General features: G+C 62.1%; 11 protein-coding genes. 3 read left to right on the top strand and 8 right to left on the bottom strand.

Features of this window, described 5'->3' with window-relative positions; genetic code table 11:
- Positions 1-44: 44 nt before the first annotated feature.
- Positions 45-1,748 (bottom strand): acyl-CoA dehydrogenase family protein, encoded by a 1,704-nt coding sequence (locus ACFIQF_RS01035; protein ID WP_393939330.1) that lies wholly within the window; start codon positions 1,746-1,748, stop codon positions 45-47.
- 200 nt (positions 1,749-1,948) lie between these two features.
- Here ACFIQF_RS01035 and ACFIQF_RS01040 point away from each other — a divergent pair, with 200 nt between their 5' ends.
- Entirely contained in the window at positions 1,949-2,863 is a 915-nt protein-coding gene (locus ACFIQF_RS01040) for a LysR family transcriptional regulator (protein WP_393939331.1), read from the top strand.
- A gap of 27 nt (positions 2,864-2,890) precedes the next feature.
- Here ACFIQF_RS01040 and ACFIQF_RS01045 read toward each other — a convergent pair whose 3' ends face one another.
- The 7 genes from ACFIQF_RS01045 to ACFIQF_RS01075 all read right to left on the bottom strand — a co-directional run bounded on the left by ACFIQF_RS01045 (position 2,891) and on the right by ACFIQF_RS01075 (position 10,659).
- Positions 2,891-3,706: a nucleotidyltransferase domain-containing protein gene (locus ACFIQF_RS01045; RefSeq protein WP_393939333.1), complete on the bottom strand. Its 816-nt coding sequence runs from the start codon at positions 3,704-3,706 to the stop codon at positions 2,891-2,893.
- Between the two features lie 16 nt (positions 3,707-3,722).
- Positions 3,723-4,349 (bottom strand): hypothetical protein, encoded by a 627-nt coding sequence (locus tag ACFIQF_RS01050; protein WP_393939335.1) that lies wholly within the window; start codon positions 4,347-4,349, stop codon positions 3,723-3,725.
- A gap of 199 nt (positions 4,350-4,548) precedes the next feature.
- Complete coding sequence (acnB, locus tag ACFIQF_RS01055) at positions 4,549-7,134, bottom strand: bifunctional aconitate hydratase 2/2-methylisocitrate dehydratase (protein ID WP_393939336.1); 2,586 nt, start codon at positions 7,132-7,134, stop codon at positions 4,549-4,551.
- A 71-nt stretch (positions 7,135-7,205) separates the two neighbouring features.
- Positions 7,206-7,817 carry a hypothetical protein gene (locus ACFIQF_RS01060; RefSeq protein WP_393939338.1) on the bottom strand — a complete coding sequence of 204 codons (612 nt, stop codon included), beginning with the start codon at positions 7,815-7,817 and terminating at the stop codon, positions 7,206-7,208.
- Positions 7,818-7,870: 53 nt separating this feature from the next.
- Entirely contained in the window at positions 7,871-8,857 is a 987-nt protein-coding gene (locus ACFIQF_RS01065; protein WP_393939339.1) for an HpcH/HpaI aldolase/citrate lyase family protein, read from the bottom strand.
- Between the two features lie 8 nt (positions 8,858-8,865).
- Positions 8,866-9,654, bottom strand: a complete 789-nt coding sequence (tam, locus tag ACFIQF_RS01070; protein ID WP_393939341.1) for a trans-aconitate 2-methyltransferase — start codon at positions 9,652-9,654, stop codon at positions 8,866-8,868.
- Between the two features lie 18 nt (positions 9,655-9,672).
- Positions 9,673-10,659 (bottom strand): malate dehydrogenase, encoded by a 987-nt coding sequence (locus ACFIQF_RS01075; protein ID WP_393939343.1) that lies wholly within the window; start codon positions 10,657-10,659, stop codon positions 9,673-9,675.
- A 270-nt stretch (positions 10,660-10,929) separates the two neighbouring features.
- On the opposite strand from ACFIQF_RS01075, the gene ACFIQF_RS01080 reads away from it, so the two are divergent.
- Both ACFIQF_RS01080 and sdhC read left to right on the top strand, forming a co-directional pair.
- Complete coding sequence (locus tag ACFIQF_RS01080; RefSeq protein WP_393939344.1) at positions 10,930-11,724, top strand: GntR family transcriptional regulator; 795 nt, start codon at positions 10,930-10,932, stop codon at positions 11,722-11,724.
- Between the two features lie 136 nt (positions 11,725-11,860).
- A complete protein-coding gene (sdhC, locus tag ACFIQF_RS01085) occupies positions 11,861-12,295 on the top strand; it encodes a succinate dehydrogenase, cytochrome b556 subunit (protein WP_393939346.1) in 435 nt (144 codons plus the stop codon).
- The last annotated feature ends 19 nt before the right edge of the window (positions 12,296-12,314 follow it).

Consider the following 12,314-nt stretch of genomic DNA (forward strand, 5'->3'; position numbering starts at 1 on the left):
CAATAGCTGGGGGCAAGCCGACCAGCTACTGCGCCACGGGCGCTTTACACCCAGTTGGCGGGGATGGCACTGCTGTCCAGCGGATCGCGTGGCAATACGCGGTGCAGCAACACCAACTGCGACAGGCGCAAGCGCTCGGCCGAGCCGGTTTTACCGGCCTCCCAGGCCATGGCGATGGCCGTGGTGCAGTTGTACAAAGCGGTGGCCGCTTGGCGGGCCAGCACTTCGCCACCGTCTTGCGCGGCGCGTGTGGCCAGGCTGCTGGCGCGGGACAGCGCTTCTTCCAGTGCTTTGCGGTAGCCGGTGCTGCATTTGCTGTCGGCCAGCAAGCCCTGCAGGTAGGTTTGCAGCACAGGCAGAGAGCCTTCGCGCTTGATGGCACGGATCACATCCAAAGCGACGATGTTGCTGGTGCCTTCCCAGATCGAGCCCAGGTGCGAATCGCGCACCAGGCGCGGATCGCTCCACTCTTCGATATAGCCGCAGCCGCCGCGCACTTCCATCGCGTCGCCCGTCACCTTGCGGGCGTCGCGGCAGGCGCGGAACTTGATCATGGGCGTGAGAATGCGCAGCAGCGCGTAGGCGTCTTTTTCGCCGGCGTCGGAGCGCATCAGCGTTTGCGCGGTCTGGAACACCATGGTGCGCGCCTGTTCGGCGGGCACACGCATTTTGTCGAGCTGGCGTTGCATCAGCGGCATGTCTTCGAGGCGCTTTTTGAAAGCGACGCGCTCGTGGGCCACGAACTCGGCCTCGGCCACGGCACGGCGCATCATGCCAGCCGAGCGCACGCCATTGGACAAGCGCGAGTTGTTCACCATGTCGGCCATTTGCACAAAGCCGCGGCCTTGCTCGCCCACCAGGTAGGCCAAGGCGCCTTCCATGCGGATTTCGCCGCTGGCCATGGACTTGGTGCCCAGCTTGTCTTTGAGGCGGATGATGCGGTAGTGGTTGGTGCTGCCGTCGTCCAGAATGCGCGGCAGCAGGAACAGCGAGATGCCCTTCATCCCGGCAGGCGCGCCTTCCACGCGGGCCAGCACCATGGCGAACTCAGCGTCCGGGTTGGAGCAGAACCATTTGTCGCCGCTCAGGCGCCAGGTGCCGTCGGGCTGCGCAGCGGCCATGGTTTGGGTGTTGGAGATGTCGGAGCCGGCGGCCTGCTCGGTCATGAACATGGAGCCTTGGGCCTGCGTGTCCCAGTCGAGCGAGAGCAGCTGCGGCAGGTACTTGGCCACCAGGCTGGGCGTGCCGTATTTCTTGAGCGTGCGCGTGAGCGAATCGGTCATCGACAGCGGGCAGCACAGGCCAAACTCCGACTGCACGAACAAGTAGGTGAGCGCGTATTTGACGATAGGCGGCATCTTGCCTTGCCAGCCCAGCATGTCTTCCCGGTGCGAGATGGCTTGCAGCCCGAACTCGCCGTAGGCGATGCGCTCCAGTTCTTCGTAAGCCGGGTGTTTGATGATGCGCTGCTGGTCTTGCCCGGCGCGGCTGCGGTGCTCCAGTGTGGGCGGGTTTTTGTCGGCAATGCCGGCGAGTTCGTCGATCTTGCCGCCAGCCAGCTCGCCCATGCGCTGCAGATAGGGCTGCAGGTGGGCCAGCAGATCGGCGGGCAGGTAGAGCTGGAGCAGGCTTTGCAGCTCTGCATCGGTGCTGTAGAAGTTGGCACCCTGGCGGTCGGGCACCGGGTGGTCGTTGCCGGGGATGGCCTGGGCTACTGCCAGGCGTTGGGCTTTGTCGTCTGCGGACATGGTCTGCCTCCTGAAAAGCGGGTCGCCCAACAGGCCCCAACACAGGGCCTGCCGCGCCAGCGTTCGTCTGATCTGGCTCTATTGCAACAGCCGCACCTATTCGCGTCAAATATTATTAAAATCTTGCTTCATATTTAATGAATATCAATAGGCCGCTGCAGCGTTTCGCCAGCACTGCGCGCGCCAACCGGAGACTTGCCGTGGAGCTGCGCCTGCTCAATTACTTTGCCACCCTGGCCGACGAGCTGCATTTCGGCCGGGCGGCCAAGCGTTTGTCGATTTCGCAGCCGCCGCTGTCGGTGGCCATCAAGCAGCTGGAAGAGCAAATTGGCGCCCAGCTGTTTGAGCGCACCAGCAAGGGCGTGCGCCTGACGCCAGCGGGCGAGCACCTGCTGCCACGGGCCCGCCAAATGCTGGCCTTGGCGCAGCAAGCGGCGCAGGAGACGCGCGATATCGGCCAAGGCGTGCGCGGCCATCTGCGCATGGGCTTTGTCGGATCGGCCTTGTACCGGGGCGTGCCGCAGGCGCTGGCGGCCTTTCAGCAGCAGCACCCCTTGGTGCGCGTGGACATGCTGGAGCTCAACAGCGCCGAACAATTGCATGGCCTGCAACAAGCGCGGCTCGATCTGGGCCTGGTGCACAGCGTCAAGCTGCCAGAGGGCATTGAGAGCGAGCTGCTGATGGAAGAAGCTTTTGTCGCCTGCCTGCCGCAAGGCCATCCGCTGGCGCAGCGCAGCGCGGTTGATCTGGCCGCGCTGCAGCCCGAGCGGCTGATTCTCTTCTCCAGCGAAGTCTCGCCCGTCTACCACCAGCGCATCTACCAGATGTGCATGGCACATGGCTTTGCGCCCGAGATCCGGCACGAGGTGCGGCATTGGCTGTCGGTACTGTCACTGGTGTCGCTGGGCCAGGGCGTGGCCATTGTGCCGGCAGCGCTGCAGCGCGTGGGCATGCCTCAGCTGGTTTTCAAACCCTTGCTCGGAGAGCAGACCCAGTCCGAGCTGCTGGCCCTCTGGCGCAGCCAGCCGCACAACCCTTTGGTGGCGCATTTGCTGGAATGCCTGCAACAAGCGGTAGGCGCCATGGCACAGCAAAGCAGCCGGGAGAGCGCCTGAGCCGCACCGACGCCAGCTTGAGCCAAGCTACGCAGAATGGCCAGTGACGGTGCGCAAGAGCAGCTCGTCCAGCACCGCAAAATCCACCAGCGTCGACACCGGCGGAGCGGCCTGCTCCAGGCGAGCGAGTTCGCGCTCGATAAACGCGTTGATGACGGGCATGGGCTGGCCGTATTGGCTTTCTTGGCTGGCGCGTTTGATGCGCAGCAGCTCTTCAATCGCCGCCCGCAAAGCGGCATCGCTGACCAGGCCGTCCACCAACTCCTGAAAGCGCATGGGCGCCACGCCCCGGCCCTGCTCTACCCACAAACAAGCCAGCAGCGGACGCAGCACGTACAGGTATTTTTTCAAACGCACTGTCTCGCCCTGCAAATACTCGCGGTAGTTTTTGCGAGCCATATGCAGGTAGTGGTAGTGCGTGCGCTCGGGCAAATGCACTTGCTGAGCGGCAGCACGTATCTGCGCCAGAAACTCCAGATCAGCGCGGTACACCACCGGCGAATCCAGCCATTCGATGAGCGTGGCGTTGCCTTTTTTCAGCAGGCCCAGCGCTTTGCGTAGCTCCCAACCGCTGACGTCAAACACGTTGGAGATGGGCAGCTCGATCACATCGCGCTGCGGACTGACCGTCAGGTACCAAGGCAGGCGCTGCACATAGAGAAAGCGCACGTCGTAATCACTGTCGGGCGAGGCAAAGCCCCAGCCACGGCTGCCCGATTCGCAAGCGAACAGCACGCGCACACCAAACTCTGCCTCCACTTCGGTCAGCTTGGTTTCGATAGCGGCGCGCACGGCCGGGTCGATGGGGTGTTCTTGCTGCTGCCAATCTGTGCTGTTGATCACGCCGCCCTCCTGCTGCTTATGACTGCTTGGGCAGATAGCCAAAGTTGAACAGCGAGCGCTGCGGCCCCACGGGCACAACCACCAGCCACACCTCGCCTGCGGCAATTTGCCAATCGGCCCGGGCCGACAGGCCTGCGGGCGTGTCCTTCACTTCGTGGGTGGCCGGGCTGCCATAACGCTGGCGCAGCGTGTCCACCAGCTTGTCAAAAGCCCGCTTGTTGGAAGCATTGTCGTTACCCATCGGGCCCGAGAAATTGACGCGGTGGAACTTGTCGCCCAAAAAGAAAAAGTTGGGTGAAAAATCCAGCCCCACCACACTGACGGGCGCCACGGTCAGCAAGGCTTTGGCCCCGTTTCTGAGCGTGTCGCTGTTACCTGTTTGCGCTTGCGGCACCAGGCGCTTGACTTCGCCCACCGTCATGCCCGCCTTGAGGTCCGTCCACAAATTGGGGTTGGCAGGCGCCTTGTTGGCTAACTGCACGGACGTTGCCGCGCCCTGGCACGCCTGCTGCTGGTAGACGATTTTTCCCCCAACTTCGCATTTGAAAACCTGGGCGTTGCCCAACGCTGGCGCCAGCGCAAATGCTCCACCGAGCAAGAAGGTGAAAACGGCAGCAGAGGCAGAAGGTGCGAGCAGTTGCATGGAACAAAGCGAGTCATCAACCATTCCACCCGCAAACGCGCAGGCAGCCATGGCAGCGCCCCGGATGCTAGCATTGCGCGCCTGCTGTAACAACTGGTGTTTTTAGGCGCTGCACTGGCACCACAGCCATGCAAAGAGACAATAAAAAAACCCGCCGAAGCGGGTTTTTGCAGATTGCGCTGGGCGCTAGCGGCAAGGCTTACACCTTGGCAGCGACTTCCGCGTACTCTTCGATCTGGTCGAAGTTCATGTAGCGGTACACAGAGGCCTTGTCGGCATCGATCACGCCCATTTCCTTCAGGTACTCTTCCTTGGTAGGCAGCTTGCCGATGCGCGATGCAATGGCAGCCAGCTCGGCCGAGCCCAGGAACACGTTGGTGTTCTTGCCCAGACGGTTGGGGAAGTTGCGGGTCGAGGTGGAGATGACGGTTGCACCTTCACGCACCTGGGCCTGGTTGCCCATGCACAGCGAGCAGCCGGGCATTTCGGTACGGGCACCGGCGGTGCCGAAGGCGGCGTAGTGGCCTTCCTTGATCAGCTCGCTCTGGTCCATCTTGGTGGGCGGAGCCACCCACAGCTTGACAGGAATGTCGCGCTGGCCGCCCAGCAGCTTGGCTGCGGCGCGGAAGTGACCGATGTTGGTCATGCACGAGCCGATGAAGGCTTCGTCGATCTTGGTGCCGGCCACGTCGGACAGGAACTTGGCGTCGTCCGGGTCGTTCGGGCAGCAGACGATCGGTTCCTTGATGTCGGCCAGGTCGATCTCGATGACGTGGGCGTACTCGGCGTTCTTGTCGGCTTCGAGCAGGTCGGGCTTGGCCAGCCAGGCTTCAACCTTCTCGATGCGGCGCTCCAGCGTCTTGGCGTCGGCGTAACCGTCGGCGATCATGTTCTTCATCAGAACGATGTTCGAGGTCAGGTATTCCTTGATCGGCTCAGGGTTGAGCTTGATCGTGCAACCGGCGGCAGAGCGCTCGGCCGAGGCATCAGACAGCTCGAAAGCTTGCTCGACCTTCAGGTTGGGCAGGCCTTCGATTTCCAGGATACGGCCCGAGAATTCGTTGATCTTGCCAGCCTTGGCCACGGTCAGCAGACCTTGCTTGATGGCGTACAGCGGGATTGCGTGCACCAGATCGCGCAGGGTCACGCCGGGCTGCATTTCGCCCTTGAAGCGCACCAGGATCGACTCAGGCATGTCCAGCGGCATCACGCCGGTAGCAGCACCGAAAGCCACCAGGCCGGAACCGGCCGGGAACGAGATGCCGATTGGGAAACGGGTGTGCGAGTCGCCACCGGTACCGACGGTGTCAGGCAGCAGCAGGCGGTTGAGCCAGCTGTGGATCACGCCGTCGCCAGGACGCAGGGCCACGCCGCCGCGGTTGCTGATGAAAGCAGGCAGTTCGCGGTGGGTCTTGACGTCCACGGGCTTGGGGTAAGCGGCCGTGTGGCAGAACGATTGCATCACCATGTCGGCCGAGAAGCCCAGGCAAGCCAGGTCTTTCAACTCGTCGCGGGTCATGGGGCCGGTGGTGTCTTGCGAGCCCACGGTGGTCATGCGGGGTTCGCAGTAGGTGCCGGGGCGAATACCTTGGCCTTCGGGCAGACCGCAGGCACGGCCCACCATCTTTTGCGCCAGCGTGAAGCCGGCGTTGGAAGCAGCAGGCGCCTGGGGCAGACGGAAAGCGGTGGAAGCTGGCAGACCCAGGGCTTCGCGCGCCTTGGCGGTGAGCGAACGGCCGATGATCAGGTTAATACGGCCACCGGCTTGCACTTCGTCCAGCAGGACGTCGCTCTTGAGCGAGAAGTCAGCAACCTTGGCGCCGTTCTTCTCGATCTTGCCGTCGTAGGGGTAGACGTCGATCACGTCACCCATTTCCAGCTTGGACACGTCCACTTCGATAGGCAGAGCGCCCGAGTCTTCTTGCGTGTTGAAGAAGATGGGAGCGATCTTGCCACCCAGCGTCACACCACCAAAGCGCTTGTTGGGCACAAAGGGGATGTCCACGCCGGTTGCCCAGATGATGGAGTTGGTTGCCGACTTGCGCGAAGAGCCGGTGCCGACCACGTCGCCCACGTAGGCCACGAGGTGGCCCTTTTTCTTCAGGTCGTCGATGAACTGCATCGGGCCGCGCTTGCCGTCTTCCTCAGGCTTGAACTTGGCGTCGGGACGCGTGTTCTTGAGCATGGCCAGGTAGTGCAGCGGGATGTCAGGGCGGCTCCAGGCATCGGGTGCGGGCGACAGGTCGTCTGTGTTGGTTTCGCCAGGCACCTTGAAGACGGTGACGGTGATCTTTTGCTCGACCTTGGGACGCGAGGTGAACCACTCGGCGTCCGCCCAGCTTTGCATCACTTCCTTGGCCTTGGCGTTGCCGGCCTTGGCCTTGGTAGCCACGTCGTTGAAGTAGTCGAACATCAGCAAGGTCTTCTTCAGACCTTCGGCGGCGATGCCGGCGACTTCGGCGTCGTCGAGCAGCTCGATCAGCGGATGCACGTTGTAGCCACCCACCATGGTGCCGAGCAGCTCGGTGGCCTTGGCCTTGGAGATCAGGGCCACCTGGATGTCACCGTGGGCCACAGCGGCCAGGAAGGAGGCCTTGACCTTGGCTGCATCATCCACGCCCGGGGGCACGCGGTGCGTCAGCAGGTCCAGCAGGAAGGCGTCTTCGCCAGCGGGCGGGTTCTTGATCAGCTCGATCAGCTCGGCGACCTGCTTGGCATCCAACGGCAGCGGGGGGATGCCCAGTGCAGCGCGTTCGGCCACATGGTCGCGGTAGGCTTTCAACATACGTTCTCCGGTTCTCTGTTTCAATAGTGGGGCGCTCGCCGTGCCTGGGTCAGTCGCTCCGCCGATGGGGATCAGCGGCCGTTGCCCTCAAACAAGGTAGCGGGTGGGTTTTTCTTGATGGCTTCGGCCACCTGGTGTTGCTCGGGGCTCATGCAGTCATCGGCCATGCGCTGGCCGAGCTTGCGGTTGATCAGCATCGACTTGTTGGCCACTTGCAACCACATGGCGCCTGCGTGCTGGTCTTCCAGACGCACGGTGCCGGTGGAGGTGGCCACGGGAGCCATGTGGTACTTGAAGCCCTTGCCTTCGATAAAGAAGTAGCCGGGGTTGACCGAGTCACGGGCGATGTTCACCGTGGCGCCCAGTTCGCAATTGATGCGGCCTTGGTAGACCTGCTCGGCAATGGCCAGCTCGGCGGGCGTCAGAGTTTGCTGGGTGGGGATGGCTGCCGCAGAGCCAACGGCCACTGCACCGGCGCCAGCGGCTACCGCAGCGCCCTTCTTGGCGGTGGATTTTTTGGCCGTGGCCTTTTTGGCAGGGGCCTTGGCGGGAGCCTTGGCAGCACTCTTTTTGGCGGCGGTGGCCGCCGGCTTGGCCGCTTTTTTGTCTGTCGTCTGGGCTTGCACCTGGGTTAGCGCCAAAGCCGGCAAAAGAACCATCAAAGAGATCACACGATTTTTCATAACAACTCCCGCGATACGACGCAAGAAACAGGAATAAAGCTGCCCGGAACTGGTTACAGCCATTCCCTCACTGTACCCGGCAACGGCACACCTGTTTGTGCGGCACGTTCCAAAACTTGCCAAAAGTAACGATAACTGGCTCGGTCATGCAACACCCCGTCAACGCTGATGGGCGCCCATTGGGCATCGGCGGCAGCTCGCACAATGCGCGCGGCCAAGGCCACTTCGGCCTCGGCAGGCGCAAAAGCCTGCAAGATGGGGCGAATCTGCGCCGGGTGAATGCTCCACATGCGCGTGTAGCCAAACTCACTGGCGGCTTTATGCGCAGCCTGCTGCATGGCATCGGGATTTTTAAACTCTGTTACCACGCAATGCGACGGCACCTTGCCGTAGGCATGGCAGGCGGCGGCAATTTCGAGCTTGGCGCGCACCACCAGCGGGTGCGTGAACTGGCCTTGCACGCCCATGGCGCTGGAGGGGATGGCGCCACCGTGGGCCGAGACAAAATCCATCAGCCCGAAGCTGATGCTTTGCACGCGCGGGTGGGCCGCAATCTCGAAAGCGCGGTGTACGGCTTGCGGCGATTCGATCAGCACATGCAGCGGCACTGGCGCTGTGGTGGCGCGCTGCAGCAGGGTTTCGGCGCGCACCACGTCGTCCACCGATTCCACCTTGGGCAGCATGATGTGGCAGAGCTTGTCGCCAGCTTCGCCAGCGATGATGGCAATGTCTTCGGCAAACGAGGCGTGATCGACCGCGTGCACACGGGCGGCGACACGCGCACCTTCGGCGGCCGCGTTGACCAACGACACTACCAGCTTGGCATGGGCCTGCTCTTGGCCCACTGCAGCGCCATCTTCGCAATCGAGCGTGACGTCGAACACGCAGCGGCCGAACTCCTGCATCATCTCGGCCTGCAGAGCCAGGCTTTTGCGCATGCGCTCTTCCACGCCGCTGTAGTGGTCGCACACCGGCAAGGCCTGGCTGCCGCCTTGGGCACCAAGCAGAACCTGTGCGGGATGAATTGCAGAAACGCTCATGTCAGCTATCAAATGGGGCGCTGCGCCACCAAAAACAAGCGCGGGAAAGCAAGCAGGCGCTTGCCGTCGCTGCGCTGGTCGTAGGCCGCATCGATGCGGCGGGTGTATTCGGCCACAAAGCTGTCGGCCAGCTGCGGGCTCAGAGGCTGGAGAAACGGCCGCAGGCCGGTTCCACGAACCCATTGGACAATGGCCTCGGCACTGTCCATTGGGTGCTGGTAAGCCGTACGCCAGGCATCTACCTGCGCATGACGGGCCAACAAATCGTAGTAGTGGTTGAGCGTGAGCAAATCAGTGCGCACTGCGTTGGGATCGCCAATCTGCGCGGCCCAGGGCTGCTCGCTGGCGACGGCACGCATCAGGCGGTGCGTCGGCTCTTCGCGGTTGTCGGGCATCTGCACGGCCAGCACACCACCGGGCGCGAGCATGTTCAGCAGGCGCGGAAACAGGGTTTCGTGCTCGGGCACCCATTGCAGGGCCGCATTGGCAAAGATCAGATCAGGCAGGCGGCCGTTGATTTTTTCGGCTTGCCAGCTGGCGATATCTGCGTACTCAAAACGGCAATTCGCAAGCCGCTCGCGGGCAGCCACGAGCATGTCTTGCGAATTGTCTATACCCAGCACTTGCGCATGCGCAAAGCGCCGGGCGAGCAGCTCGGTGGAGTTGCCAGGGCCGCAGCCGATGTCGACCACATAGGCGGCATCATCAGCCAGCGGCACGCGCGCCAGCAGCTCGGCGGCCGGGCGCGTGCGCTCGTCCTCAAAGCGGCGGTAGAGCTGGGCGTTCCACTCAAGCATGCTTTTCTCTGCGACGGATTACAGCAGGTGCTTGACGCCGTCTTGCTCGCCTTGCAGCTCGGCCAGGGTCTTGTTGATGCATTCTTGCGAGAAAGCATCGATTTCCAGGCCTTCGACGATCTTGTATTCGCCGTTTTCGGTGGTCACAGGGAAGCCGAACACGATGCCGGCAGGAATGCCGTATTCGCCGTTCGAAGGCACGCCCATGGTGACCCATTCGCCCTTGGAGCCCAGAGCCCAGTCACGCATGTGGTCGATGGCAGCGTTGGCAGCCGAAGCAGCCGACGACAGACCACGAGCGGCGATGATGGCGGCGCCACGCTTGCCCACGGTGGGCAGGAACACGTTGGCGTTCCACTCTTGGTCGTTGATCATTTCCTTGACCGACTTGCCGTTCACGGTAGCGAAGCGGTAGTCAGCGTACATCGTGGGCGAGTGGTTGCCCCACACGGTCAGGTGCTTGATGTCGCCCACGGCGAAGTTGGCCTTGGCAGCCAGTTGCGAGGCAGCGCGGTTGTGGTCCAGGCGCAGCATGGCGGTGAAGTTCTTGGCTGGCAGATCGGGAGCCGACTTCATGGCGATGTAAGCGTTGGTGTTGGCAGGGTTGCCAACCACCAGCACCTTGACGTTGCGCGAAGCAACGGCGTTCAGTGCCTTGCCTTGGGCGGTGAAGATCTGGGCGTTGGCAGCCAGCAGGTCAGCACGTTCCATGCCTGGGCCACGTGGGCGAGCACCCACGAGCAGAGCGTAGTCGGTGTCCTTGAAAGCTTGCAGCGGGTCGCTGTGGGCTTCGATGCCGGCCAGCAGAGGGAATGCGCAGTCTTCCAGCTCCATGATCACGCCCTTCAGAGCGTTCTGGGCCTTTTCGTCAGGGATTTCCAGCAGTTGCAGGATGACGGGCTGGTCCTTGCCCAGCATTTCGCCGGAGGCGATACGGAACAACAGGGCGTAACCAATTTGACCAGCGGCGCCGGTGACGGCAACACGTACGGGCTTCTTGCTCATGGGAAAACTCCAGAAAATAGATGAGGGGTGTCCATCCAGGCCAGCACCGGTCAAGCATGTCGCTTTACGGCTGGCAGTGCCCCAGTTACGGGCCTGTAAACAGCATGCAAGTGTACTCTTGAACAGATCACTCAGTCAATTTGTCTTATGTCTTATATAAGATATGATTGCAGCTTCGCTTGCTACAATGTGGCCAACGAAATTCGAATCGACAGGCGCCACTCCAGCAGAGCGGCGCCACGGAGAGTAAAGCTCTCCAGAGACAAGCGCATGACATCCTCCACCCCCAATGCAAACGATAACGGCATCGCGTCCGCGGGCGAAGGCGTGGGCGGTGGCGCTCCCGCCTTCAGCCCGCTCTACCAGCAGATCAAAAGTCTGATCCTGCAAAGCCTGCAGGCCGGCGCCTGGAAACCTGGCGAGATGATCCCCAGCGAGATGGAGCTGGCGGCCCGCTACCGTGTGAGCCAGGGCACGGTGCGCAAGGCGATTGACGAGCTGGCCGCCGAAAACCTGCTGCTGCGCCGCCAGGGCAAGGGCACTTTTGTGGCCACCCACGCCGAGCGCAATGTGCAGTACCGCTTTTTGCGCCTGCTGCCCGACAGCGGCGACCGCAACGAAGAAGGCCCGACGCAGCGCAGCATTATTTCGTGCCGCAGCGTCAAGGGCCACAGCGAAATCTGCAAGCTGCTGCAACTGCCCACCGGCGAATCGCTGATCCATGTGCGCCGTGTGCTGGTGCTCGCTGGCACCCCCGCCATCTTGGAAGACATCTGGTTACCAGGCAGCAACTTCAAGGGCTTGACCGCCGAGCAGATGCGCGATTATCCCGGTGCCACTTACGCGATGTTCGAGGTGGAGTATGGTGTCCGTATGGTGCGCGCTGAAGAGAAGCTGCGCGCCGTTCTGCCTGACGCCGCGCAGGCCAAACTTTTGCAAATTGAAACCAGTACGCCGCTGCTCAGCGTTGAGCGCGTGGCATACACCTACAACGACGTTCCCATGGAATTACGACGAGGCCTTTATCGCACGGACACCCACCACTACAGCAATACCCTGAGCTAGTGCGCCGGTCAAGCCAGAGCGATCACCCCGGGGGTTACTGAGAAACCCTTAGACCTTCGCGCTGCATTGCAATAAAATTTTGCCGGTTTGAGCAACCCGATTACATAGCAGTTACATCCACGAAAGATTCATTACCATGTCAGACACCACGAAAAAGCGGCCAGAGTTCCGTAATATCAACGCGTTAACGGACCTTCCGAGCTACCGCCTGCCGGTGGCCGCCAAGCTGTCGATCCTGCACCGCGCCAGCGGCATGATCATGTTCCTGTTGCTGCCTTTTGTGGTCTGGCTGCTGGATACCTCGATTTCGTCGGAATATTCCTACGCCCGTTTTGCCGCCGCCTTCAACACAGGTGCCGGCATTTTTGCTGGCTGGTTCATCAAGCTGGTGGTGTTGGTGCTGATCTGGGCTTACCTGCACCACTTCTGCGCCGGTCTGCGCCACATCTGGATGGATGTTTCGCACAAGTCGGTGAACAAGGAATTTGGCAAGAGCTCGGCCCTGGCCTGCTTTGCCATCAGCCTGATCCTGACCGTGGCCCTGGGCGCCAAGCTGTTTGGCCTGTACTGATCGCTCGCGATAGCAACGA

Origin of the sequence: Comamonas trifloxystrobinivorans (assembly GCF_043359985.1) — a bacterium.
GTDB classification, from domain to species: Bacteria; Pseudomonadota; Gammaproteobacteria; order Burkholderiales; family Burkholderiaceae_C; genus Comamonas; species Comamonas trifloxystrobinivorans.

Bases quoted from the DNA above. Each gene is read 5' to 3' on its own strand.
- ACFIQF_RS01035 (WP_393939330.1), bottom strand. From the start codon at position 1,748: ATGTCCGCAGACGACAAAGCCCAACGCCTGGCAGTAGCCCAGGCCATC.
- ACFIQF_RS01050 (WP_393939335.1), bottom strand. From the start codon at position 4,349: ATGCAACTGCTCGCACCTTCTGCCTCTGCTGCCGTTTTCACCTTCTTG.
- acnB (WP_393939336.1), bottom strand. From the start codon at position 7,134: ATGTTGAAAGCCTACCGCGACCATGTGGCCGAACGCGCTGCACTGGGC.
- ACFIQF_RS01060 (WP_393939338.1), bottom strand. From the start codon at position 7,817: ATGAAAAATCGTGTGATCTCTTTGATGGTTCTTTTGCCGGCTTTGGCG.
- ACFIQF_RS01065 (WP_393939339.1), bottom strand. From the start codon at position 8,857: ATGAGCGTTTCTGCAATTCATCCCGCACAGGTTCTGCTTGGTGCCCAA.
- tam (WP_393939341.1), bottom strand. From the start codon at position 9,654: ATGCTTGAGTGGAACGCCCAGCTCTACCGCCGCTTTGAGGACGAGCGC.
- ACFIQF_RS01075 (WP_393939343.1), bottom strand. From the start codon at position 10,659: ATGAGCAAGAAGCCCGTACGTGTTGCCGTCACCGGCGCCGCTGGTCAA.
- ACFIQF_RS01080 (WP_393939344.1), top strand. From the start codon at position 10,930: ATGACATCCTCCACCCCCAATGCAAACGATAACGGCATCGCGTCCGCG.
- sdhC (WP_393939346.1), top strand. From the start codon at position 11,861: ATGTCAGACACCACGAAAAAGCGGCCAGAGTTCCGTAATATCAACGCG.